The organism is Kribbella sp. NPDC055071, from assembly GCF_053608045.1.
In genome coordinates, this window is sequence record NZ_JBSGUS010000006.1 from 86,390 (window position 1) to 109,512 (window position 23,123).

The window sequence follows — 23,123 nt, forward strand, 5'->3', positions numbered from 1 at the left end:
GGGTGATCCGCACCCGAGCAGCCGCGCAGGCTAACGACGTACGAAAAGCAGAAAGCGGGACCCACCGCCGGTGGGTCCCGCTTTCTGGTGTCTGTACTACTTGCTCAGGTTCTGCATGATTTCGCGCATCAGGTTGGCGGTCTCGGTGGGCGTTTTGCCGACCTTGACGCCGACGGCCTCGAGGGCCTCCTTCTTGGCGGCCGCCGTCCCCGACGAACCGGAGACGATGGCGCCGGCGTGGCCCATCGTCTTGCCCTCGGGAGCGGTGAAGCCGGCCACGTAGCCGACGACCGGCTTGGTGACGTTGTCCTTGATGAACGCCGCCGCACGCTCCTCGGCGTCACCACCGATCTCACCGATCATCACGATCGCGTCGGTGCCGGGGTCGGCCTCGAACGCCGCGAGCGCGTCGATGTGCGTCGTACCGATGATCGGGTCGCCGCCGATGCCGATCGCGCTCGAGAAGCCGAAGTCGCTCAGCTCGTACATCATCTGGTACGTCAGCGTGCCCGACTTCGACACCAGACCGATCCGGCCCGGCCCGGCGATGCTGGCCGGGATGATGCCGGCGTTGGACTCGCCCGGCGTGATGATGCCCGGGCAGTTCGGCCCGATGATCCGGGTCGTGCCGGAGGCCTGCGCGGCGGCGAAGAACGCGGCGGTGTCGTGCACCGGTACGCCCTCGGTGATCACCACGACCAGCGGTACGGCGGCGTCGATCGCCTCCAGCACCGCGTCCTTGGTGAACTTCGGCGGCACGAAGATGACCGATACGTCCGCCCCGGTCTCCTTGACGGCGTCCGCGACGGTCCCGAAGACCGCGATCGCCTTACCGTCGAAATCCTGGCTCTGCCCCGCCTTGCGCGGGTTCACGCCACCGACGATGTTGGTGCCCGAGGCAAGCATCCGGGTGGTGTGCTTGGTGCCCTCGGAGCCGGTCATGCCCTGGACGATGACCAAGCTGTGTTTGTTGAGGAAGATAGACATTGTTCGGCGATCCCTTACTTCGCAGCCAGCTCGGCGGCGCGCTTGGCGGCGCCGTCCATCGTGTCGACCCGCTCCAGACCGGCGAGGCCCGCCTCGTCGAGGATCCGGCGTCCCTCCTCGGCGTTGTTCCCGTCCAGCCGGACGACCAGCGGCTTGCTCACGGCCTCGCCGCGCGACGCCAGCAGCTCGAACGCCTGCACGATCCCGTTCGCGACCGCGTCACAGGCGGTGATGCCACCGAAGACGTTGACGAACACGCTCTCGACCTGCGGGTCGGAGATGATGATCTCGAGCCCGTTGGCCATCACCTCGGCCGACGCGCCACCACCGATGTCGAGGAAGTTGGCCGGCTTGACGCCACCGAACTCCTCACCGGCGTACGCAACGACGTCGAGGGTCGACATGACCAGCCCGGCGCCGTTACCGATGATCCCGACCGAACCGTCGAGCTTCACGTAGTTCAGGCCCTTGGCCTTGGCCGCGGCCTCCAGCGGATCGGCCGCCGAGATGTCCTCGAACTCGGCGTGCTCCGGGTGCCGGAAGTCCGCGTTCTCGTCCAGCGTGACCTTGCCGTCGAGCGCCTCGACGTTGCCGTCCTCGAGCTTGACCAGCGGGTTCACCTCGACCAGGGAGGCGTCCTCGGCGATGAAGACGTCGTACAGCTTGACGATCTCGGGTACGACGGCGTCGATCACGTCGGCCGGGTACTTCGCGGCGACCGCGATCTCGCGCGCCTTCGCCTCGTTCACGCCGGTGGCCGGGTCGATCGAGATCTGCGCGATCGCGGTCGGGTCGGTGTGGGCGATCTCCTCGATCTCCATGCCGCCGGCGGCGGAGGCGATGCAGAGGTAGTTGCGATTGGCCCGGTCGACCAGGAAGGAGAAGTAGTACTCCTCCGCGATCGCCGCGGCCGGGACGATGTTCAGGATCTTGACGAGGTGACCCTTGATGTCCAGCCCCAGGATCTCGCGGGCCTTCTCCTCGGCCTCGTCCGGGCTGCTGGCCAGCTTGACGCCGCCGGCCTTGCCGCGGCCGCCGGTCTTGACCTGGGCCTTCACGACCACCCGGCCACCGATCTTCTCGGCCGCCGCGCGGGCTTCTTCCGGAGTCGTGACGACCTCGCCAACGGTCGTCCGTACTCCGTGCTTGGCGAAGACCGTCTTCGCCTGGTATTCCATCAAGTCCACGACTGTGGTCCCTCTCTCGCCTGTTCGAGTAGGCCGCGGCAGGCGGGCTGGTCCCGGAAGAGGGCACGGTCGCCGGCGCGTTCCGTCGGCCTGAGACTAGCCACCTCACCGGGCCCGGCAACAGTCGGGGTACACGCTGAGACGACCGTCACAGATTCCTGGCGTGACCGTGCGAGGCTGGTCGGCATGACTGTTTCCGCAACCAGACCAGCTGACGACTGGTGGCGTAGCGCCGTCGTCTACCAGGTGTACCCGCGCTCCTTCGCCGACGCCGACGGAGACGGCACCGGCGACGTCAACGGGATCCGCGCCCGGCTGCCGTACCTGGCCGACCTCGGCGTCGACGCGATCTGGATCAGCCCCTGGTACCCGTCCCCGCTGCTCGACGGTGGGTACGACGTCTCCGACTATCGCGACATCAATCCCGAGTTCGGGACGCTGGCGGACGCGGACGCGCTGATCGCCGAGGCGCACGCGCTCGGGCTGCGGATCCTGATCGACCTGGTACCGAACCACTGCTCCTGGGAGCACCCGTGGTTCAAGGCGGCACTGGCCGCGGGCAAGGGTTCTCCGGAGCGGGACCTGTTCTGGTTCCGCGACGGCAAGGAGGGCGGGCTGCCGCCGACCAACTGGCCGGCCGCGTTCGGTGGCGGCGCGTGGCAGCAGATCGACGACGGCCAGTGGTACCTGCATCTGTTCGACATCTCCCAGCCGGACTGGAACTGGGACAACCCCAAGGTGATCGAGGAGTTCGACTCGATCCTGCGGTTCTGGTTCGACCGTGGCATCGACGGTTTCCGGATCGACGTGGCCGACTCGATGGCGAAGGATGCCGCCCTGCCCGACGTACAGCTCAAGGACGGTGAGCCGACGCACGAGAAGTACGTCGGGCACCCGTACTACGACCAGCCCGGCGTCCACACGATCCACCAGCGGTGGCGGGCGATCGCCGATTCGTACGCCGATACGCCGCAAGGACCCCGGGTGTTCGTCGCGGAGGCGTGGTTGTCGCCGGCCGAGCGGCTCGCGCAGTACGTCCGGTCGAACGAACTGCATTCCGCGTTCAACTTCGACGTACTGCGGGCTGCTTGGGACGCGAAGGAGTTGCGTGAGGTCATCGACCACACGACCGAGAACCTGTGGGCCGTTGGAGCACCGGCGACGTGGGTGCTGAGCAACCACGACACGATCCGGCACCGCACTCGCTACGGCCGGGACCAGCGGGATGCGCTGGAAGGGGCAGGCGTCGTACCGACCGATCTTGAGCTCGGTCTGCGCCGGGCGCGGGCCGCTGCGTTGCTGGAGCTCGCGTTGCCTGGTGGGGCGTACGTGTATCAAGGCGATGAGCTCGGACTGCCCGAGGTCGAGGATCTGCCCGAGGACGTCCTCGACGACCCGACCTGGGAGCGTTCAGGCCACACCGTCCGCGGCCGCGACGGCTGCCGCGTACCCATCCCGTGGTCCGGCACCGAGCCGCCCTTCGGCTTCGGTCCTGGCGAGGGCCAGCCCTGGCTGCCTCAACCGGCGGACTGGTCCACTCTCACCGCAGAGTCCGAAATCGCCGACGCCAACAGCCACCACAACCTCTACAAAGCCGCACTCGCCATCCGCAAATCCCACCCAGACCTGGGCGAAGGCCGCCTCACCTGGGACGAAGACGCCCCCGCCGACACCCTCTCCTTCACCCGCAACACCTTCCGCTGCGTAACAAACCTCGGCGACGCCCCAGTCCCCCTCCCCACCCACACCGCCATCCTCCTCACCAGCCAACCCCTGACCCCCACCAACCAACTCCCCCCAAACACCACCACCTGGCTAGCCGTCTGAGCCGCGATGCAAGAACCACAACACCCTCGTAACTGAGTGTGTATACTGATAATGCCAAGGCGGTAGCTGCGGAAGTGGACCCGGGAGCCAGCCGGACGACTGGTCGCCCGGGTTTCGCGCGTTCAAGCCAGTTGATCGGATACCGCTCCGCGGCGCCTGTTCTGTTGCCCCTGCGGCGGGTGCGCGAACTGCGGGGACACGCTCATCTGATCTGCGCCGAGCGGACTGTGGTTGGGTCAGGCCTTTGCAGAGGAACTGTGGTCCGCCGGCTCCCGCGGGGAGCTTTGAGCCGAGTGATGTGGATCCGGGAGGTCGGCGTGGAGCCCCGGCTGGTCTAGCTCGGTGCGATCCGGGCAGTCTCATCGGCCTGCCGATCGCCGGGCCCGTGACCCCAGGTTCGGGAAGATCTCTTCCCGTTCCGAGCACAACATCCTCCCGGACCGCCTTCCCCGCACCACGATTCCGCGGTCCGGACACCCGCGACCACATGCCGAGACCCGGCTCCGGGTGGGCATCGAGTCGTGGCTCAGGGTCGGCGACACGCGGCAGATCGCGCCAAAGTCCACGACTCGAACACCCGGCCCGCCCCACCCACCACGATTCAGCGATGTGATCACGCCGGCACCCCATAACCCCGGTCCGTCAGCCCACCACGATCCACCGCCGTGAACACCTCCGACGTACGACCACTCGGGTGAGCGGCTCCGCGACCAGCACGATCACGCAGCCCGAAGACCGCGACACCACAGTCCCTGCGCATGGCTTGGCCCAATCACAGCCCCTCCGCGAGGCTCGACCGCACCACGCTCGCCCGGCGCCAAACCGCACCTGCGGCGGATCCACGATCCGCGCCCCGCCGAAGGCAGAGACAGCCGCCGCGCAGCGGTGTCCGATCAATCCCCGCATCACACTTTCGTCGTTCTGGGGGAACCAGGGCCGGGATAGCATCTCGGCTGGTCTTCTAGGAGGGGTTGGGCGGATGTGGCGTGGGCGGCGGGAGCGGCGGGATGAGGTGGAGTCGCCTGTCGGGCAGGTGATGGGTGGGGATGTGGCTGGGGCTGAGAATCTGCGGTTGCGGGTTTATCGGGAGGATGCGTTTCCGGCGGAGGTGTGGCCGCATCTGCTGACTCGGCCGTTGGCGCCGGGGCTGGTGCAGGCCGTCGTACGGGACTTTCCGGACAAGCTGATGCCGGTGAACCGGATCGATCTGGATGGTGCGGACGAGAACGTCGTGTTCGGGCGGGCTGCGGCGCTGTCGCTCGGTGAGGAGTCGTACGTCCAGGAGCAGGAGGCGATGGCCCTGCCGATGCGAGTGATCGGAGGCACGCATCGGTACGTCGGTTCGCACCTGCAAGTGCTGCGTCGGTACGTCGATCCCGCGACCGCGCCGTACGGTGCCTTGATCGCTTTGCCGCTGCCCGAGTACGTCTTCATCCACGTGATCAGTCCGGAAACGCACGTGATCCTGGCGATCGACAGCCTGCAATCCGTGTCCCAGGAGTTTTTCGGCGGCGGCGACCACCCGATCACCCCGCAGGTCTACTGGTGGCGTCCCGGTGCGTACGAGGCGCTGCCCGAAGAGCAGGCTCTGGTCAGCGGCCAGGTCCCGGACCTCCAGCCGGTGGCCGTGGAGATCCAGCGCGACCCGGTCACCGTCAACGTCCTCAACGAGCAGACCAACGACCTGATCCAGCGCTGGCTGGCCGACAACGGGGCATAGCAAGAGGGCCGGAAACCCTGAGGTTTCCGGCCCTCTCCCCTGTTCAGCGGTAACGCTCTCGGTCCTGGCGGTCGCGCTCGTCGCGCTCCCACCGGTCCCTGTCCTCGCGGTCCCGCCGATCCCGTTCGTCCCGATCACGGCGGTCCCGGTCCTCCCGGTCCCGCCGAGCTCGGTCGTCCCGAGCCTGTTCCGCGCGTTTGCGGAACAGGCTCACTTCACGCCGCCTGCCGTCAGGCCGGCGACGATGCGGCGCTGGAAGAGCAGTACGGCGATCACGAGCGGAATCGTCACCACGACACCGGCCGCCATCTGGCTGCCGAACGGTTGGTCCCGGCCGGTCGTGCCGGTGAACTGCGAGATGATCACGTTCGCCGTCTGGATCGACTTCTTGTTCGTCATGCTCAGCGCGATCAGGAATTCGTTCCAGGCCGCGATGAACGTGATGATCGCGGTCGTGAAGACACCAGGCGCGGCCAACGGGATGATGACCTTGCGGAACGCCTGCGCCGGAGTACACCCGTCCACCATCGCCGCCTGCTCGAGCTCCTGCGGCATCTGCCGGAAGAACGCGGTCAGGTTCCACACCGCCAGCGGCAGTGCGAACGACAGGCTGGGCACGATCATCGCCTGGTAGGTGTTGATCCACTTGATGTCGATGAACAGCTTCAGCAGCGGGATCACCAGCGAGATGCCCGGGAACATCGACGTGGTGATGATGATGGCCAGCACGACGTTCTTGAACTTGAAGTCGAGCCGGGCCAGCGTGTACGCCGCGACCATGCCGATGATCAGCGTCAGGATCGTCACGGTGCCGGCCACGATCAGGCTGTTCAGCAGGCCCCGGCCGAAGCCGTTGGAGCCGGCGAAGACATCCTTGAAGTTCTGGATCGAGAACGGCGCCGGGATGATCTTGTTCGAGAACTGGTCCGACGGCCGGCGCAGCGCCGACACGACCATCCAGTAGAACGGCGCGAGGCAGTAGATCACGATCACCGCGACGCCGAGCAGCGGTGCGAACCGGCGGAACCAGCTGGCCTCGGCCGGCTGGGGAGCTACGGCGGCCATTACATCCCACCTCCCATGGCGACGGCACCGACCGAGGTGTTGTCGCTCGAGCCCGAGACCGCGTTCTTCTTCCGCCAGCGCTTGCCGCCACTGCCGCCGCCACCGGGCTTCTTCGCCCGGGCCTCACCGATCACATCGGCTCCGAGGATCCGCACAAAGGCATAGGCGACCACGGCGACGTAAACGAACAACACCGTCGCATAAGCGGCCGCCGGCCCATATCTGGTGTTGAAGGCTTCGTCGTACGCGAGCATCGACAAGGTCTCGACCGAGTCCTTGTGCGGGCCGACCAGCACGAACGGCAGGTCGAAGATCCGCAGCGTGTCGAGGATCCGGAACAGCACTGCCACCAGCAGTGCCGGCTTCACGAGCGGCAAAGTGATCCGGGTGAACGTCTTCCAGACGCTCGCGCCGTCCACCTTCGCCGCCTCGTACACCTCGGCCGGGATGGTCTGCAGACCTGCGAGGACCAGCAGGCCGATGAACGGTGCGGTCTTCCAGGTATCGGCGATGATCACCGACAGCTTGGACTGCCAGCCCTCGGTGGACCACAGCACCTGCGCGCCGATGAGTTGGTTGGCGACGCCGTCGGCCTGGAAGATCCACTTCCACAGCAACGCCGAGACGACGGTCGGGATGGCCCACGGGACCAGGATGCTGGCCCGGACGATGCCGCGGCCCTTGAAGGCCTTGTGCATGATCAGCGCCATCGCGACGCCGAGGACCGTCTCCAGTACGACGCAGACCACGGTGAAGAACGTCGTGTTGTAGAACGCGTTCCAGAACCGGTGGCCGGTGTCGCCCTTGAAGATGTCGAGGTAGTTGTCGAGCCCGACGAACGTCGAGCCCTTCACGATGAAGCCGTTCGCGTCGAGCTTCGTGCCGCTCGTGAACAGCGACTCACGCAACGCCGAGATGATCGGGAACAGTACGACGAGTCCGAGCACGAGCAGCGTCGGCGAGAGCAGTAGCGCGGCCAGCCGGCCGGTGCCCTCGTTGAAGCGCTGCTGCCGCTTCGGTTGCTTGGGTTCCTTGGCCGGCCGTTCTGCGACCGGCGCGGTTGCAGTCACCTGCGCCTCCTTCTGCTTCCCGGGCGAACCCGGGCAGGGACTGGCCGGGGCCGGCGCGCGGTCACTGTCTCACCGCGCACCGGCCCCGGCACATCGGTCATTGCGTGATGAGCGATTGCAGCTTGGTCTGCAGAGCGGTCAGGGCCGTCTTGGGATCCGTCGCCGGCTTACTCAAGATGTCGTACGCCGTCTGCTGGATCGCTGCCGTCACGTCGCCGTACTTGACCACGCGCGGCCGCGGCTGCGCGGACGCGATCGAGGCCTTCAGCTCGGGCAGGTACGGGAACTGCTTGGCCAGCGCCGGGTCGTCGTACAGCGAGGCCCAGGTCGGCGCCAGCGACGTCTTGGTGAGGTTGTCCTTCTGCTGGGCCTCACTGGCCATGAAGTTGATGAAGTCGACCGCGGTCGCCTTGTTCTTGGCGAACTGGCTGATCGCGTAGTCGTGACCACCCAGGGACGAGACGCCCGGGCCGGACTTGCCCGGCAGCGGTGCGACCGCGAACTTGCCGGCGACCTTCGACGAACCGTCGGTCTTGTTCGCCAGCGAGTAGACGTAGGGCCAGTTCCGCAGGAACAGCAGCTTGCCGTCCTGGAACGCGCGCCGGCTCTCCTCTTCTTTGTAAGTGATGGCGGCCTTCGGGATGGCGCCGGTCTTGAAGCCGTTCTGCAGCTCCTGTGCGCCGGCCAGTGCCTCCGGGGTGTCGACGTTCGGCTTGCCGTCCTTGTCGACGATCGCGCCGCCCGCGGAGTTGATCGCCTCGGAGAAGTTGACCGTCAGGCCTTCGTACTTCTCGAACTGGCCCGCGTAGCAGTTCAGGCCCTTGCCGGCCGGCGTCGCCGCGACCTTCTGGCAGTCGGCGAGCAGCTCGTCCCACGTCTTCGGCGGGTCGGTCACACCGGCCGCCGTCAGCAGGTCCTTGCGGTAGTAGAGCAGACCACCGTCGGAGGTGATCGGCACGCCGTACAGCTTGTCGCGGTACTTGGCGGTCTCCACCGTCGCCGGGACGAGCTTGCCCAGGTCGGGCACCTTGTCCTCGGGGATCTGGGTGATCCACTGGTTGGCCGCGAACTCCGACGTCCAGACGACGTCCATCACCAGCACGCTGTACGCGTCGGACTGGTTCTGCGCGTTCTGGACCATCTGCTGCCGCTGCGCGTCCGCGTCGTCGGGGAGCTCCTTGAGCTCCACCTTCTCGTTCGGGTGCGTGGAGTTCCAGGCGTCGAGCTGGTGCTGCAGGTTTCCGGACGTGTCCTTGCCACTGGCAAGGGTGATCGGTCCTCGGCCCTCGAGCGCGCCGGCCGAGCCCGAGCCCCCGTTGCCACTGCTCCCGTCGTCACCGCCACACGCGGATGCCAGCAGCACCAGGCTGCTTGCGACGGCAACGAATGCCGCCTTGCGTGTGTGTGATCGTTCAAACCTCATCGTTTACCTGCCCTCTCCCGATGGGACGTCGCTTTGGGTCTGCGTCAGCGGGTTGCACAGTCCCCCACCGCACTGCGATCCGCCCTGTCCGGACAGTAACCGAGAGTGGGGCCGATGTGTTCTGAGCCACACACACATTCCCACCGGACAGTCTCTGAAACGGACAGCCGCATGGCTGTATGCGACCGCGATTCGACAGCCCGCACAACCAGGTATTTCTTAACGATTCGGTATTACCGACAAGTAACCCGTCTGAACCCGGCCGGTACGTTCAGTTCGACTCCGGGCTGTCGTCATCACGCTCCGGAGCGGATCCGGGACTCCGGGAAAGACTCAGGTGGGACTCAGGCCGGACTCAGGCAGGTGATGCGGACGCGTCACCGACGTTGGCCCGAACCCACTCGACGATCTCGGTCGTCGTCGCGCCGGGAGTGAAGATCTTGTGTACGCCGAGCTCGGCGAGCGGCGCCAGATCCGCATCGGGGATGATCCCGCCGCCGAACACGACGATGTCGTCGGCCTCCCGGTCGACCAGCAGCTCGCGGACCCGCTTGAACAGGGTCATGTGCGCCCCGGACAGCACCGACAGGCCGATCGCGTCGGCGTCCTCGGCGATGGCGGTCTCGACGATCTGCTCGGGCGTCTGGTGCAGACCGGTGTAGATGACCTCCATCCCGGCGTCCCGCAGGGCCCGGGCGACGACCTTCGCGCCACGGTCGTGGCCGTCCAGGCCAGGCTTGGCGACGACGACGCGCAGAGGACTCGTAGCAGGCATGCTCGCAGGCTAACCGGTCCGTACCTCACGGATAAGACACGGAGCAGTGTGTTCCCCCACACGCAGGATGGGAACCGGTTACCGTGGAAAGTGATCGGACCATTCGGGGGGTCTGATTCGCCGGGAGGAGTCGCCCATGAGTGCCTGGCAAGAGGAAGTACGCGGTGCGCTGGACGGGTTGAAGTACGGCGCCCGCTCTGCACTGAACCTGCGAGTCCTGCAGGGCGCCGCCGTGGAGATCGGGTGGCTCACTACCCACCTGGCCATGTATCCGCTCGGCCTGGTCGGCGGATCCGCAGCCCCGATCCAGCGGCTCTCCCTGACCGGCCTGACGCCGGCTCAGCGCAGCCTGCTGGTCAGCGACGTTCGAGCGGCCGGTACGCCGATCCTGCTCGCCCACGGGATCATCGACAACCACACGATCTTCGCGCTGATGCGCCGCCAGCTCGCGCGGCGTGGATTCAGCAGCATCCACACGTTCTCGTACTCACCTCTGACGCTGGACGTACGCCGTACCGCGGAACGGATGGGCCAGGAGATCGAGGCGATCTGCGAGGCGTCCGGTTCGGACCAGATCCACGTCGTCGGGCACAGCCTGGGCGGTCTGATCGCGCGGTACTACATCCAGCGGCTGGGCGGCCATGAGCGCGTCCACACCTGCGTCACGCTCGGGACTCCGCACCAGGGCACGATGGCGGCCCGATTGTTGCCCTGGCCCCTGGTCAAGCAGGTGCGCCCGGACAGCGACCTGATGGCCGAGCTGGCCGAGCCGGCGCCGGAGTGCGGGACCAGGTTCATCGCCTTCTACAGCGACGTCGACCAGCTGATCGTGCCGCAACGCAGGGCCCGGATTCGGCATCCCGATCTGGTGGCGAGTAACGTGCGCGTTCACGGCGTGGGCCACCTGTCCCTGCCGTTCCATGGCGAGGTCGTGCACCAGATCACCGGGGTGCTGGCCCACCTTGACGAGCAACAGAGCAGTCCGGAATCTGCCTGACCAGGCAGGCAACCGGGCACTCGGAGCGGATGCACGTGCAGCCGCTCATGCAAAGGTTTCGTGAAGGAGACGGGGAAAAAGGGGTGGCAGGGTTTGTGCCCCCGTGACCCATCCGTTATGGTGCATGAGCCCGACGGGGGAATAAAACCTCCCGGAGGGTGGACAACCCCTCCCCTGTGACCGAAAGGCCACGTTGTGTCCCAGCACCGTGCCGCGGGCGACCGCGACACGCCAGGCAACACTGCGCGCAAGCCCGGCGCAGGACGTCACAGTGCCAAGCATCGTGTTGCCAGGCGTAATACACCAGGTGGTACCCAGATCGTCGGTTTGACCGCGGCCCTCGCCGCGGCGGCAGGCGCTGTCGGTTTCAGCGCCAGCTCGCTCGCGTCACCGACGCAGGCGAACTCGGCGGTCAATCTCGCCGCGCTCAGCCTCGACAGCGGGCAGCAGCTGTCCGGTATCACCACCGCACGGATTCAGGCCCGCCAGCTCGCCACCCGTGACTCCTCCCGGGTCCAGCTGGCCGCCACGGACACGACGAAGAAGCAGGCCGCGGCCACTCAGCTGGCCAAGCAGCGGGCCCTCAAGCTCAGCGCCACCCAGGCGCTCACCAACCAGCGCGCGAGCGCGCTGGCATCGGCGAAGGCGAAGCAGGAGCTCAAGGAGAAGACCGCCCGCGAGTCCGCCACCCGCTGCCAGATCATGGTCACCGGCTACCACATCACCGCGACCTTCGGTCAGGGCGGCAGCCGCTGGGCCAACAACCACACCGGCCTCGACTTCGCCGCCCCGCAGGGCACCCGGATCGGGGCCGTGATGAAGGGCGTTGTGATCTTCGCGAACTGGGCCGGCCCGTACGGCCGCCAGGTCCAGGTCCGGCACGAGGACGGCACCGTCACCTGGTACAACCACATGTCGGAGTTCGCCGTATCGGTCGGCGAGACCGTGTATGCGGGTGACAAGGTCGGCGAGATCGGGATGACCGGCAACACCACCGGCCCGCACCTCCACTTCGAGGTTCACCCCGACGGCGGCGCGGCGATCGACCCGGCACCCTGGCTGCGCAACCACTGTGGTCTGGACCCGTAAAGAAAACCTCTCTGCCTGGCCCCCTCTGCACGGCTAGGCTCCGCGCATGACGTCGTACGCCGAGGTTGCCGAGGCAGCCTGGAGTTGGGTCCTCGATCAGGTGCACTGGGACGACGACGGCCCGTGGATCCCGGAGTCGGCCGGTGGTCAGAAGCCGACCGAGTACCTCGACGGCATGCACAGCGGGATCGGCGGACTCACCCACGCACTGACCGAGATCCGGTTGACTCGTCCCTGGACCTCCGACGAGCAGCGTCTCGCGTCCGGCATCGCGGACCGCATCCGCGCCGTCATCCCGGCGGACGGCTCGATCAGCTACTTCGACGGCCTGGTCAGCTCGATCGGCATCCTGACGGCGCTCGGCGAGCCCGGCAGTGCCGCCGCGGTCGAGCGTGCCCTCGAGATCGTGACCGACGCGGGCTGGCACGAGAGCTTCCTGGACGACACCGACAGGTATCACCCAGGCGGCGCGGTCAACGACGCCACACTCGGCACCGCAGGGGCCTTGATGGGCGCTCTGTGGGCGCTGCGGCACGGTGTAGATGCCCGGCCCTTGGCTGACCGCGCTGTCGAGCTCCTGCTGGCCGAGCAGGAAGAGACGGCAGCCGGTCTGAACTGGCTGTTCATCCCGCGACGATTCGTGGTCGCGTCGCCGCCGACCGAGATGCCGAACTTCTCGCACGGGCTGGCCGGTATCGCAGCAGTCCTGGCCACAGCCGGCGTCGAGCTGCAACGGCCGGAGCTCGTGACCACGGCCCGGCGGGGTGCCGAGCATCTGGTCACTCTCGGCATCAACGACGACAAGGGTTTCCGCGTGCCGCGGGTGATCCCGTGGGCCGAGCGTCACGGCGACGAGTACACGTACAACTGGTGTCACGGCGGCGCCGGTACGGCGTTGCTCTTCAGCGCCCTCGAGTACGCCGGAGTCGGCCAGATCGCCGGTGAGTCCCCGACCGTCTGGCGCCGGCGCTGCCTGGACAGCGTGCGGTACTCCGGCATCCCCGAACGTCTCCACCCGGGCTTCTGGGACAACGACGGACGCTGCTGCGGTACGGCGGGATCCGGCGACGCGTTCCTGGACGGCTGGCTGCGCGACGGCGACAAGCAGGACCTGGAGTTCGCGATCCAACTGGGTGACACCCTGCTCGACCGGGCGTACCGCGAGAACGATCACGCGTACTGGCGTTTCCTCGAGCACAAGAACGACGAGCCCCTACTGCCGCCGGGCGTCGGCTGGATGCAGGGAGCGGCCGGGATCTCGGCGTACCTGTTCCGGCTCGAGCGCGTGCTCGGCGGCGATCAGACCGCGGTCGCGCGGATGGACAACTGGTGGGCCATCATCCCGAATAGCTAACTAGCGCTGCCAGACCTCGGCGGTGGTGAGGAACGCGGACGAGCCGGGCCGGTCGGGTGAGCCGTCGACCTGGACGAAACCGGGGACCGAGGCGCCGCCGATCGAGACGGTCGCGGACCGGACCGGTGCGATCACCAGGCTGAGGCTGTGGGTGCCCTCGGCCAGCTGGAAGTTGTCGGTCGCGAACAGCCGGCGGTCGAGCACGCCGCCCATCTCGATCTGGATGTCGGCGGCTTTGGCGCTGAGCCCGTCGGCCAGGTTCATCGAGACCTGGACGAGGTCACGCTCGACCGCGGGCTCGTGCCACGGCAGGCCCTGCACCTCGAGGAACGAACGCACGAAGTACCGCTCCAGCCAGGCGGCCAGGTCGACGTCCTCCGACACCACGCGAACGATTCCGTCGAACCAGAGGACCACCGCCGTACCCGCACCGCGGATCGACCAGTCGACCATCCAGATCGACGCGTACGCCGTGACCTTGCCGTTCTCGTCGAACAGCCGCAGCCCAGGGTTGGACCCCGCCAGGATGATCCGGCGGTTGGTGTCCGACGACTTGGGCATGGGGAACGCTTCCGGGGAGGGGCGAAGAGCCTTGATTGTCTCAATCTCCGGCTCAGACGCAACGTAAACGTCCAAAACCTTGACCGAGCTATGCCCTTCCCGCTCAGATCTTTTCTACCGGTGCATACCGCAACAACAATCTCTTGACGCCTTCGGACCCGAAATCTATGTCGGCTTGGGCTTGTTGACCCTCGCCTCGGACCACCACGACTGTGCCCATCCCGAAGCTGTCGTGGACGACCCGGTCGCCGGGGTTGAGGCTGATGACGGGCTTGTCCGAGGCCGTCTTGCGCGGCGGCTCGTACCGGCTGGAGATCCCGCTGCCGCGCGTCGTCCCGGTCCCCGACCAGCGGGTGATCGCGGACTCGTCCCGGCGCCAGTCGAGCAGCTCGGCCGGGAGCTCCTCCAGGAACCGTGACGGCGGGTTGTGCTGGGGAGCGCCGTACGCCGATCGCACCGCGGCGCGGGACAACGCCAGGCGTTGCCGGGCGCGAGTGATGCCGACGTACGCGAGCCGGCGCTCTTCCTCGAGCTCCTTCATGTCGGTCAGCGACCGCGAGTGCGGGAAGACACCGTCCTCCATCCCGGTCAGGAACACGACCGGGAACTCCAGGCCCTTCGCGGTGTGCAGTGTCATCAACGTGACCACACCGCCGTCCGCGGCCGCATCCGGGATCTGATCCGCGTCCGCGACCAGGGCGACCCGCTCGAGGAACGCCTGCAGGTCGGACGGTTCGCCGGCCGTGGTGCGCTCCTCGACGAACTCGCGGGCCACGGAGATGAATTCGTCCAGGTTCTCCAGGCGGGTCTCGTCCTGCGGATCCGTGGACTTCTGCAGCTCGTCGTAATACCCGGAGCGGTGCAGGGCGAAGTCCAGGATCTCGTCCGGCGGCGCACTCGAGTCGACCATCACGGTCAGCTCGTCGAGGATGTCGATGAAGGCCTGAACGGCGTTGACCGAGCGCGACGCCATCGCCGGCGCGTCCTCGGCCCGGCGCAGCGCCTCGGCGAACGAGATCCGGTCCCGCGCGGCCAATGCCTCGATCGCGGCCTCGGCCCGATCGCCGATGCCACGCTTGGGCACGTTGAGGATCCGGCGCAGTGAGACGGTGTCGGCCGGATTCACCAGCACGCGCAGGTACGCGAGCGCGTCGCGGACCTCCTTGCGCTCGTAGAACCGAACGCCGCCGACGACCTTGTACGGATGGCCGGTGCGGATGAAGACCTCTTCGAAGACTCGCGATTGCGCGTTGGTCCGGTAGAACACCGCGACATCGGACGGCTTCACCTTGTCGGCGTCGGCGAGCCGGTCGATCTCGTCGGCGACGAACTGGGCCTCGTCGTGCTCGTTGTCGGCGACGTACACCGCGATCTGCTCGCCCTGCCCCTGGTCGGACCAGAGGTTCTTCGCCATCCGGCCTTCGTTGCGGCTGATCACCGCGTTCGCCGCGGTCAGGATGGTCTGGGTGGAACGGTAGTTCTGCTCGAGCAGGATCGTCTCGGCGCCGACGAAGTCCTCTTCGAACGCGAGGATGTTGCGGATCGTCGCGCCCCGGAACGCGTAGATGGACTGGTCGGAGTCGCCGACCACCATCAGCTCACCAGGTGGCGCCGTCGGACCGTTGTAGTCGGTCGGATCCTCACCGCAGAGCTCGCGGATCAGCGTGTACTGCGCGTGGTTGGTGTCCTGGTACTCGTCGACGAGCACATGGCGGAAACGGCGGCGATAGTACTCACGGACCTCGGGGAAGGCCTGCAGCAGATTGACCGTGGTCATCAGCAGGTCGTCGAAGTCCAGCGCATTCGCCTGGGCCAACCGCTCCTGGTAGATGCGGTAGCACTCGGCGTACGTCTCCTCCAAGTGGTTGGAGGTCTTCGCCGCGGCGGTCTCGTGGTCGATCAGCTCGTTCTTCTGGGTGCTGATCCAGTTCAGCACGGCGCGCGGGTTGTACCGCTTGACGTCCAGGTCGAGCTCGCGGCAGACGAGCGTCATCAGCCGGCGCGAGTCGGTGTCGTCGTAGATCGAGAACGTCGAGTTGATCCCGAACCGCTTGATGTCGCGGCGCAGGATCCGCACACACGACGAGTGGAACGTCGAGACCCACATCAGCTTCGCCCGCGGGCCGACCAGCTCGACGACCCGCTCGCGCATCTCGGCGGCGGCCTTGTTCGTGAACGTGATCGCCAGGATCGAACCGGGGTGCGCGTCGCGGGCCGCCAGCAGGTAGGCGATCCGGCGGGTCAGCACCCGGGTCTTGCCGGAGCCCGCGCCGGCCACCACGAGTAGTGGTTTGCCGGAGTGCACGACCGCGGCCCGTTGCTGTGGATTGAGCCCCTCCAGCAGCGATTCCGGATCGGTCCGATGCTTTGTGGGCTCCTCCAGCGGCACCGGGAGCTCGTCAGGCGAAAACAGCGTAGTCATCACCGACCACCTTAGGCGCTCCCTCCGACACTTACCGAACGCCGGTTCGAACGGCCTAGGGTGAGGTATGAGGAATCCGGTGTTCGCGCGGTTGTATGCGCGGCTTCGGCCGCGGATGGACGAGGCCGGGGCGAGTGAGTACCGGCGGCGGTTGCTGGACGGGTTGTCGGGCCAGGTGGTCGAGGTCGGTGCTGGTGACGGCGGGAACTTCGCGCACTACCCCGCCGCGGTGACGAGCGTGCTCGCGATCGAGCCCGAGCCGTACCTCCGCGGCAAGGCACAGCAGCAAGCCGAGTCGGCACCGGGCGGCATCGTGGTCGTGAACAGTACGGCGGACCGCCTGCCGCTGCCCGACGACTCGGTCGACGCCGTGGTGATGTCGCTGGTCCTGTGCTCGGTCCCCGACCAGGTAGTCGCGCTCACCGAGGCTCGTCGCGTCCTACGGCCTGGCGGCGAGCTCCGCTTCTGGGAACACGTCGCAGCCCCTCCCGGCGCGATGGAGACCTTCCAGAAACTCCTCGACCTGACCATCTGGCCGCCACTGGCCGGCGGCTGCCATCTCCATCGCGACACCGCCACCGCAATCACCACCGCGGGCTTCACCATCGCCACCATCGACCGCTTCAGTTTCCCGCCCAGCGGACCGGACCCATCCCGCCACCACATCCTCGGCCGCGCCACCTGAGACCGGTCGTTGCGGGCTGAGCTGGCACATTTCATGGGTTGGCCCATGAAATGCGGGGTTGCGGACCCTGAACATGGGTCAGGAACCCCCGATTTCACTGGCAGACCCAGGAAATTCGGTGGCCAACCCAGGAAATCAGGCCGGGTGATCTCCTGATGTGGCCGGACTCGCCTTGTGGGGTTGGGGTTGGGGGAGCTCGACCTGTCGAATCTGGTTCGTCACGCTCCCCGGTCGGGGCTGTTTTGTGTCCGCAGTCCCCAGTCGGTGGTCATGGGCGAGTCAGGACGGCGACTGCCGCGCGACCCGTCCTTAGGACAGCTGGCGGGTCAGCTGAAGCTCAACCGGGCTGATGGAACCGAGCCACAGCATCTTGGCAGCGTGGTCGTCGCAGGACGTGATGCGGAGCCCGGGGACGCCTTCGATCGTCCCCTCGTAGTCCTTCGCAGCAAGGTGCGCCACGACGGTCGCGAGCTCAGGCCCGTCCATCCACTCCACCCGAGCCAGATCCGGGCGCGCCTGCCACATGTCGACCCAAGCGGCGGGGTCCTCGCTGAACAGCGTGGTCCGCAAGATCATGGAGACGGCACCGAGCAGCGTCGCGGCCGGGGTGGCGGTCAACTCCAGCAGAGTGCGTTCCTGATCGGACAGACCATCGGCGACCAGGATCGCGTTGTCACTCAAATTCACTCGACGGAGACTGCCATAACACTTTGTTGGCTGTGGGCAGACTTGCCGTGAGCAGAAAAGCTGGGATCTGCCTGGTCGGCCGGGTCAGTGTTGACGACATGGCAGAAGACATGAAACCGCCGATGTTCAACGAGACCGCGCGGCAGCGGTTGCTCGGGCAGCGGATCGTCGTACTCGACGGAGTCCTCGACGACGACAACGGCACCTTGCTCGCGACCCAGCTCCTGACGCTGGCCGCCGAGGACCCCAAGGCCGACATCGCCTTGTGGATCCACTCACCCGGCGGATCAGTACCGTCGATGCTCGCGATCCGGGACGTGATGCGGCTGATCCCGTGCGACGTGTCGACGCTGGCGATCGGGCTGGCCTGCAGCGCCGGACAGTTCCTGCTGTCGGCCGGTACGCCGGGCAAACGCTACGCGCTGCGGCACTCGAGAGTGCTGATGCATCAGGGCTCGGCCGGTATCGGCGGGTCCGCGGCGGAGATCGAGATCCAGGGCAACGACCTGCGGCACATCCGCGACACCGTCCTCGCGCTGGTCGCCGAGGACACCGGGCAGTCGTTCGACACGGTGCATGAGGACTCTCGCCACGACCACTGGTACACCGCCGAACAGGCCCGTCAGTACGGCTTCATCGACCACATCGTCGAGTCGTTCGACCAAGTGACGCCCGCACGAAAGGACGCCGCATGAGCAACAGCTACATGATCCCGAACGTGATCGCCGAGCACCCGCGGGGTGAGCGGATCATGGACGTCTACTCGCATCTGCTCTCGCAGCGGATCATCTACATCGGTACGGCGATCGACGCCGGCGTGGCGAACGCGATCATCGCCCAACTGCTGCACCTGGAGACGGACAAGCCCGACCAGGAGATCGAGGTCTGCATCAACTGCGAGGGCGGCGACATGTCCGCGATGCTCGCGATCTACGACACCATGCGGTTCATCCGCTCGCCGATCGCGACCCGAGGCATCGGCCAGGTGATGGCGGCCGGCGCGGTCCTGCTGGCGGCGGGTGAGCCCGGGCGCCGCGCCGTACTGCCGCACACCCGGGTCGTGCTGCACCAGCCGGCCGCCCGCGGCCAGGGCACGATCCCCGATCTGATCCTGCAGGCCGACGAGGTGGTTCGGGTCCGCAGTGAGGTCGAGGAGATCCTGTCGCACCACACCGGCCAGTCGATCGACAAGCTGCGGCACGACACCGACCGGGACCTCGTGCTGACCGCGGAGGCGGCGAAGGAGTACGGGATCGTGGACGAGGTGATCACTGCGCGGATGCCGCTGGCCGCACTGGCCTAGCCGGCGGCAGCGAGGACCTCGTCCGCGACGGCGACGTGGTGGGCGAGGTCAGCGGCCGGACGGCCGAGGCGGTTGGTCAGATAGGCGTACGCGATCCGCCGGTCGGGGTCCGCCCACCCCACGCAGCAGTTGCTGCCGTTGTGACCGAACGTCCGCGGACTGCTCAGCGTCCCGAACGACGGAACCGAATCCGGCACCGACCGCGGACCGCCGAGCTGGAACCCTTGTGACCACCGGATCGGCGACCGCGCGGTCCGATCGATCGCACCCTCGCTGGACGGCTCGGTTGCGATCGCGAGCGACTCCGGACGCAGCAACCGCCCGGCCGGACCGACTCCACCGTGCAGCAAGGCCTGATAGAGCGCAGCAAGGTCCCGTGCGGTGGTCGAGATCCCAGCAGCCGGTACGACGGCCGCCCGGGTACTGCGGCGGTTCACCACGGACTGGATGAACGGGCCAGCCGGTCCCGCCACCCTCAGTGGGACGTGCCGATCCCACTGGTCTGCGGGGAGTCCGAGGTAGGTGTCCGTGACCGCGAGTGGTTCAAGGACGGCACGGCGTACCAGATCCTCGATCGGCCGCCCACTACACCGTCGAGCGACCTCACCGAGGATGAAACCGAAGGCCAGCGGGCTGTAGGCCACTGTGCCGACCGGCCAGCGCGGAGTGGCCTCTTCGATCCGCCGCAGCGACCGGTCCCAGTCCGCCATGGCACGGGCGTCGCCGAGGTACGAACCGGCGGTGGTGACACCGGACCGGTGCTGAAGCACCTGGCGGACGGTGATCTCCCGCTTGCCGTTGTGCGCGAACTCGGGCCAGTAGGCCGCGACCGCGTCGTCCAGGTGGAGCCGTCCGGCCTCGATCAGCTGGTAGATCACGATGGCGACGTACGGCTTGCTCGCGGAGAAGAGCCAGAACAACGCGTCCGGTGCGCACCCGAAGGATCTGTCGAGGATCAGGTGGCCGTCGCGGAGCACACAGAGCTGGGCGATCGCTCCTCGGTTCTGGACGAGCTCAACCGCCGCAGCGAGCCGGCCGGAGTCCAGGCCGACGTCCTCCGGGTCGCACGTACCGCCGAATTCCATCGCACCTCCTAGGAGTCCAGCTTGCAGTGACGTATCAAGGGCCGCACCAAGCAGTTAGGGTCGGTCAGGTGAACGTGCCTGTGGGAAATCCGCGTCCGGACCGCGAAATCGAGCGAGTGCTGTGCGTGGTCGCGCACCCGGACGACATCGACTTCGCCGCAGCCGGCACGATCGCGTTGTGGACGAAGGCCGGTATCGAGGTCCACTACTGCATCGTCACCGACGGCCAGGCCGGCGGGTTCGAGCCGGATCGGGACCGGGCCGAGATCCCCGTCGTCCGGCGGGCCGAGCAGACCGCCGCGGCCGAGAAAGTCGGCGTCACCGATGTGCACTTCCTCGGGTACCACGACGGCGCGGTCGAGCCCACCCAGGACCTGGTCCGTGACATCGTCCGAGTGATCCGCAAGGTCCGCCCGCAGCGGCTGCTGAGTCCTTCACCGGACCGCAACTGGATGCGGCTGCAGGTCTCCCACCCCGACCACCTGGCCACGGCCGAGGCGGCCGTCCGCGCGTTCTACCCGGCGGCCGGCAACCCCTTCGCCTTCACCGAGCTCAGCGAAGAGGCCTGGGACCTCGACGAGCTCTGGATGATGGAACACCCCGAGGTCAACCACTACGTCGACATCACCGACACCTTCGACCAGAAGATGGCCGCTCTGATGTCCCACGCCAGCCAGCACCACGACCCCGAGCATTTGGCCGGTGCCATGCGCGACCTCAGCCTCCGCCGGGCCACCACCGCCGGCTTCCCCGCCAACCACTACGCCGAGCAGTTCACCGTCATCCGGCTTTAATGATTTTGCCGGTGGGCCGCGACCAGACAGGGTTCGGGCATGACGATTTCGCATGCGGTGGTTGGAGATGGGCCTGCGTTGCTACTGGTGCACGCGGGGGTGGCGGACGCACGGATGTGGGCTCGCCAGGTCGAGGAGCTCAAGGCAGACCACCGGGTGATCACGGTCGACCTGCGAGGGTACGGCGAGACCCCGCTGCAGCCCGCCGCCAAGTACTCCGACGCTGGTGACCTCCTCGCCGTACTGGACGAGCTCGGCGTGGACAGTGTCACGGCGGTCGGAGCGTCGTACGGCGGTTACGTCGTACAGCAGGCGGCCAGCCGACAGCCGGAGCGGTTCAACCGCCTCGTCCTGATCTGCGCGCCGACCGACAACGTCGTACCAACCGACGACCTCCGCGCCGTGTGGGCCGAGGAGAACCGCCTGGTCGAGGCGAACGACGTAGCCGGTGCCACCGACCTCACAGTCCGCAAGTGGATCGGACCGGACGCCGACGACGACGCCCGCGAACTACTCCGAGCGATGCAACAGCGCGCCTACGACCTCCAGATCCCCGCCGGCGACGTAGACAACGAGGAGTACACCGTCGAGCCCGAAAAGATCAGCGCGCCCGTGCGACTGATCACGGGCGCACATGATTTCCAGTTCTTCGCGGACTGCGCAACCTACCTACAGGAACGCCTGCCCAACCCCGAGCGCCTCGACCTCCCGTGGGCCGGGCATCTCCCGACCCTCGAGCGTCCCGCCGAAGCGCTCCGGCTGATCCTCTAGTCGGCCAGGGCACCCATCGGGTCCCAGGCCGGGAGCACGATAGGGGCTTCGTCCAAGCGGGCCTGGAGGTCGGCGGGGAGGGCGGAGCGGCGGACGGCGATCTCGAAGACGTGCTCGGCGAACCAGGAGTCGTTCATCGTCCAGAAGCCGCTGTCGCCCTTCTCCTCGCCCCAGCTGTTCTCTACCCGCCAGCGCCGCGGTTTGCCGTCCAGTACGTCGACGCCGGTGAAGAGCATCGCGTGGGTCATCAGGGTCTCGTGGTGGACCAGGCGATCGGCCTTGTTCAGCGTGAACTCGGTGTCGTAGACCGAGCCGTAGTCGTAGAGCTTGGCGTCCCAGTAGCCGAGGTCGCCATTCATCTGCTTGCCGACGTCGCAGCCGAACCAAACCGGCTCACCGTTGAGGATCGCGTCCTGGGTGAGCTGCTTCATCAGGTCGATCTCGACGTTCAGGTAGGTCACCGGGGGTGCGTCGATGACGTTGCCCAGGTAGTCGACGGTGAAGGTCTTGCCGATCGGGCTGGTCTCGCGCGGGTCGTGCACCAGGCAGACGTAGTCGTCGACCGGCAGCTCCACATACGCCGCGGCGAACTCGGCCGGCGTGGTCCAGCCGTCGCGGTGGAAGGCCTTGTCACTGTCCTTCCACTGCCACAGGAACTTCTGCGGCGGCGTCCCGAGGTGGATGCTCAGCACCCGGTGCACAGTGCTCAGGATCTCCTGCTTGCGATCGCGGCGCGCGTCCACACTGTCGAGTGCGCGCAGATCCCGGGCGCCCTGGCGGAGCACCTTGCGCAGGATGTCGTTCATCTGGGCGGTCGAGGACGAGCTCTCGGTCTCCGGCATCGCCGACTTGGGCACCAGGCCGTGCTTGCGGACCACCGCGACGAACATGTTCCACTGGCCGCCGTCACCGATCGGGTCGGAGAGCAGGTGTGCCACCGTCCGGTCGTCGGCGTCGCGCTCGGCCGTCTCGATGATCGCCTCGAGGAAGAAGTTCGAACGTTCGAACTTGTCCCAAAAAAGAACGTAGTTCTGGGAGAACTCGAAGTCCTTCACCCCGAGCTTCGCGGCCGCCCCGGCCCGGAGCAGGTTGAGCCCGGCGAACATCCAGCACCGGCCGCTCTTCTTCTGATGGGTGACCTTCCAGTCGTCCAGCACGTTCGACACCGAGTGGTCGATCGAGGTGACCACCTGGCGGTCCAGGGCGATGGTGTTGACCGGCGTCTGCGTGACGGCGTTCTGCATCACCCGGTACTGCGGGTTCGACGCGAACTCCTTCTCGAAGAGCGCGAGCTGATCGGCTGTGAGATTCCGCTCCATAA

At 67.2% G+C, this 23,123-nt stretch carries 21 protein-coding genes; 10 read left to right on the plus strand and 11 right to left on the minus strand.

Going from position 1 to position 23,123, the window contains the following annotated elements; translation table 11 throughout:
- Positions 1 to 96: 96 nt before the first annotated feature.
- Both sucD and sucC read right to left on the minus strand, forming a co-directional pair.
- Complete coding sequence (gene sucD, locus ACWF4Z_RS12465) at positions 97 to 987, minus strand: succinate--CoA ligase subunit alpha (protein WP_452243094.1); 891 nt, start codon at positions 985 to 987, stop codon at positions 97 to 99.
- A gap of 14 nt (positions 988 to 1,001) precedes the next feature.
- Positions 1,002 to 2,174, minus strand: a complete 1,173-nt coding sequence (gene sucC / locus ACWF4Z_RS12470) for an ADP-forming succinate--CoA ligase subunit beta (protein ID WP_452243095.1) — start codon at positions 2,172 to 2,174, stop codon at positions 1,002 to 1,004.
- Between the two features lie 186 nt (positions 2,175 to 2,360).
- Here sucC and ACWF4Z_RS12475 point away from each other — a divergent pair, with 186 nt between their 5' ends.
- A complete protein-coding gene (locus ACWF4Z_RS12475) occupies positions 2,361 to 4,001 on the plus strand; it encodes a glycoside hydrolase family 13 protein (RefSeq protein WP_452243096.1) in 1,641 nt (546 codons plus the stop codon).
- Between the two features lie 1,048 nt (positions 4,002 to 5,049).
- Positions 5,050 to 5,721, plus strand: coding sequence for a hypothetical protein (locus tag ACWF4Z_RS12480; protein WP_452243097.1), 672 nt, complete (start codon positions 5,050 to 5,052; stop codon positions 5,719 to 5,721).
- Between the two features lie 210 nt (positions 5,722 to 5,931).
- On the opposite strand, the gene ACWF4Z_RS12485 is transcribed toward ACWF4Z_RS12480, so the two are convergent.
- The 4 genes from ACWF4Z_RS12485 to ACWF4Z_RS12500 form a co-directional block, all read right to left on the minus strand.
- The gene (locus ACWF4Z_RS12485; protein WP_452243098.1) at positions 5,932 to 6,786 is read right to left on the minus strand and encodes a carbohydrate ABC transporter permease; all 855 of its coding nucleotides are present in this window, start codon (positions 6,784 to 6,786) and stop codon (positions 5,932 to 5,934) included.
- The gene (locus ACWF4Z_RS12490; RefSeq protein ID WP_452243099.1) at positions 6,786 to 7,856 is read right to left on the minus strand and encodes a carbohydrate ABC transporter permease; all 1,071 of its coding nucleotides are present in this window, start codon (positions 7,854 to 7,856) and stop codon (positions 6,786 to 6,788) included. Before ACWF4Z_RS12490 ends, ACWF4Z_RS12485 begins: the two co-directional genes overlap by 1 nt.
- Before the next feature lie 97 nt (positions 7,857 to 7,953).
- Complete coding sequence (locus ACWF4Z_RS12495; RefSeq protein WP_452243100.1) at positions 7,954 to 9,279, minus strand: ABC transporter substrate-binding protein; 1,326 nt, start codon at positions 9,277 to 9,279, stop codon at positions 7,954 to 7,956.
- 355 nt (positions 9,280 to 9,634) lie between these two features.
- Entirely contained in the window at positions 9,635 to 10,054 is a 420-nt protein-coding gene (locus ACWF4Z_RS12500; RefSeq protein WP_452243101.1) for a cobalamin B12-binding domain-containing protein, read from the minus strand.
- A 136-nt stretch (positions 10,055 to 10,190) separates the two neighbouring features.
- Here ACWF4Z_RS12500 and ACWF4Z_RS12505 point away from each other — a divergent pair, with 136 nt between their 5' ends.
- The 3 genes from ACWF4Z_RS12505 to ACWF4Z_RS12515 all read left to right on the plus strand — a co-directional run bounded on the left by ACWF4Z_RS12505 (position 10,191) and on the right by ACWF4Z_RS12515 (position 13,494).
- Positions 10,191 to 11,051: an esterase/lipase family protein gene (locus ACWF4Z_RS12505; RefSeq protein WP_452243102.1), complete on the plus strand. Its 861-nt coding sequence runs from the start codon at positions 10,191 to 10,193 to the stop codon at positions 11,049 to 11,051.
- Between the two features lie 327 nt (positions 11,052 to 11,378).
- On the plus strand, positions 11,379 to 12,140 hold the full coding sequence (locus tag ACWF4Z_RS12510; protein ID WP_452243103.1) for a M23 family metallopeptidase: 762 nt from the start codon (positions 11,379 to 11,381) through the stop codon (positions 12,138 to 12,140).
- Positions 12,141 to 12,186: 46 nt separating this feature from the next.
- Positions 12,187 to 13,494, plus strand: coding sequence for a lanthionine synthetase LanC family protein (locus ACWF4Z_RS12515; RefSeq protein WP_452243104.1), 1,308 nt, complete (start codon positions 12,187 to 12,189; stop codon positions 13,492 to 13,494).
- Here ACWF4Z_RS12515 and ACWF4Z_RS12520 read toward each other — a convergent pair whose 3' ends face one another.
- Positions 13,495 to 14,055 carry a hypothetical protein gene (locus ACWF4Z_RS12520; protein WP_452243105.1) on the minus strand — a complete coding sequence of 187 codons (561 nt, stop codon included), beginning with the start codon at positions 14,053 to 14,055 and terminating at the stop codon, positions 13,495 to 13,497.
- 103 nt (positions 14,056 to 14,158) lie between these two features.
- Positions 14,159 to 16,477 (minus strand): DNA helicase PcrA, encoded by a 2,319-nt coding sequence (gene pcrA, locus ACWF4Z_RS12525; protein WP_452243106.1) that lies wholly within the window; start codon positions 16,475 to 16,477, stop codon positions 14,159 to 14,161.
- Between the two features lie 67 nt (positions 16,478 to 16,544).
- Here pcrA and ACWF4Z_RS12530 point away from each other — a divergent pair, with 67 nt between their 5' ends.
- Entirely contained in the window at positions 16,545 to 17,162 is a 618-nt protein-coding gene (locus tag ACWF4Z_RS12530; RefSeq protein ID WP_452243107.1) for a class I SAM-dependent methyltransferase, read from the plus strand.
- A gap of 309 nt (positions 17,163 to 17,471) precedes the next feature.
- On the opposite strand, the gene ACWF4Z_RS12535 is transcribed toward ACWF4Z_RS12530, so the two are convergent.
- Positions 17,472 to 17,849, minus strand: coding sequence for a hypothetical protein (locus tag ACWF4Z_RS12535; RefSeq protein WP_452243108.1), 378 nt, complete (start codon positions 17,847 to 17,849; stop codon positions 17,472 to 17,474).
- A 47-nt stretch (positions 17,850 to 17,896) separates the two neighbouring features.
- Here ACWF4Z_RS12535 and ACWF4Z_RS12540 point away from each other — a divergent pair, with 47 nt between their 5' ends.
- Both ACWF4Z_RS12540 and ACWF4Z_RS12545 read left to right on the plus strand, forming a co-directional pair.
- On the plus strand, positions 17,897 to 18,544 hold the full coding sequence (locus ACWF4Z_RS12540; protein ID WP_452243109.1) for a ClpP family protease: 648 nt from the start codon (positions 17,897 to 17,899) through the stop codon (positions 18,542 to 18,544).
- Positions 18,541 to 19,152 carry a ClpP family protease gene (locus ACWF4Z_RS12545; RefSeq protein ID WP_452243110.1) on the plus strand — a complete coding sequence of 204 codons (612 nt, stop codon included), beginning with the start codon at positions 18,541 to 18,543 and terminating at the stop codon, positions 19,150 to 19,152. The genes ACWF4Z_RS12540 and ACWF4Z_RS12545 overlap by 4 nt, the downstream gene beginning before the upstream one ends.
- Here ACWF4Z_RS12545 and ACWF4Z_RS12550 read toward each other — a convergent pair.
- Positions 19,149 to 20,237, minus strand: a complete 1,089-nt coding sequence (locus ACWF4Z_RS12550; RefSeq protein ID WP_452243111.1) for a serine hydrolase domain-containing protein — start codon at positions 20,235 to 20,237, stop codon at positions 19,149 to 19,151. The genes ACWF4Z_RS12545 and ACWF4Z_RS12550 overlap by 4 nt on opposite strands.
- A gap of 68 nt (positions 20,238 to 20,305) precedes the next feature.
- On the opposite strand from ACWF4Z_RS12550, the gene ACWF4Z_RS12555 reads away from it, so the two are divergent.
- On the plus strand, positions 20,306 to 21,031 hold the full coding sequence (locus ACWF4Z_RS12555) for a PIG-L deacetylase family protein (RefSeq protein ID WP_452243112.1): 726 nt from the start codon (positions 20,306 to 20,308) through the stop codon (positions 21,029 to 21,031).
- Positions 21,032 to 21,070: 39 nt separating this feature from the next.
- Positions 21,071 to 21,802: an alpha/beta fold hydrolase gene (locus ACWF4Z_RS12560; RefSeq protein ID WP_452243113.1), complete on the plus strand. Its 732-nt coding sequence runs from the start codon at positions 21,071 to 21,073 to the stop codon at positions 21,800 to 21,802.
- Here the strand turns inward: ACWF4Z_RS12560 and ACWF4Z_RS12565 are convergent.
- Positions 21,799 to 23,121, minus strand: a complete 1,323-nt coding sequence (locus tag ACWF4Z_RS12565) for an aminopeptidase C (protein ID WP_452243114.1) — start codon at positions 23,119 to 23,121, stop codon at positions 21,799 to 21,801. The genes ACWF4Z_RS12560 and ACWF4Z_RS12565 overlap by 4 nt on opposite strands.
- Positions 23,122 to 23,123 lie beyond the last annotated feature (2 nt).

Excerpts from the sequence above, each read along its gene's own strand:
- sucD (WP_452243094.1), bottom strand. The coding sequence starts at position 987 with ATGTCTATCTTCCTCAACAAACACAGCTTGGTCATCGTCCAGGGCATG.
- ACWF4Z_RS12475 (WP_452243096.1), top strand. The coding sequence starts at position 2,361 with ATGACTGTTTCCGCAACCAGACCAGCTGACGACTGGTGGCGTAGCGCC.
- ACWF4Z_RS12485 (WP_452243098.1), bottom strand. The coding sequence starts at position 6,786 with ATGGCCGCCGTAGCTCCCCAGCCGGCCGAGGCCAGCTGGTTCCGCCGG.
- ACWF4Z_RS12495 (WP_452243100.1), bottom strand. The coding sequence starts at position 9,279 with ATGAGGTTTGAACGATCACACACACGCAAGGCGGCATTCGTTGCCGTC.
- ACWF4Z_RS12500 (WP_452243101.1), bottom strand. The coding sequence starts at position 10,054 with ATGCCTGCTACGAGTCCTCTGCGCGTCGTCGTCGCCAAGCCTGGCCTG.
- ACWF4Z_RS12505 (WP_452243102.1), top strand. The coding sequence starts at position 10,191 with ATGAGTGCCTGGCAAGAGGAAGTACGCGGTGCGCTGGACGGGTTGAAG.
- ACWF4Z_RS12515 (WP_452243104.1), top strand. The coding sequence starts at position 12,187 with ATGACGTCGTACGCCGAGGTTGCCGAGGCAGCCTGGAGTTGGGTCCTC.
- ACWF4Z_RS12520 (WP_452243105.1), bottom strand. The coding sequence starts at position 14,055 with ATGCCCAAGTCGTCGGACACCAACCGCCGGATCATCCTGGCGGGGTCC.
- pcrA (WP_452243106.1), bottom strand. The coding sequence starts at position 16,477 with ATGACTACGCTGTTTTCGCCTGACGAGCTCCCGGTGCCGCTGGAGGAG.
- ACWF4Z_RS12530 (WP_452243107.1), top strand. The coding sequence starts at position 16,545 with ATGAGGAATCCGGTGTTCGCGCGGTTGTATGCGCGGCTTCGGCCGCGG.
- ACWF4Z_RS12545 (WP_452243110.1), top strand. The coding sequence starts at position 18,541 with ATGAGCAACAGCTACATGATCCCGAACGTGATCGCCGAGCACCCGCGG.
- ACWF4Z_RS12550 (WP_452243111.1), bottom strand. The coding sequence starts at position 20,237 with ATGGAATTCGGCGGTACGTGCGACCCGGAGGACGTCGGCCTGGACTCC.
- ACWF4Z_RS12560 (WP_452243113.1), top strand. The coding sequence starts at position 21,071 with ATGACGATTTCGCATGCGGTGGTTGGAGATGGGCCTGCGTTGCTACTG.
- ACWF4Z_RS12565 (WP_452243114.1), bottom strand. The coding sequence starts at position 23,121 with ATGGAGCGGAATCTCACAGCCGATCAGCTCGCGCTCTTCGAGAAGGAG.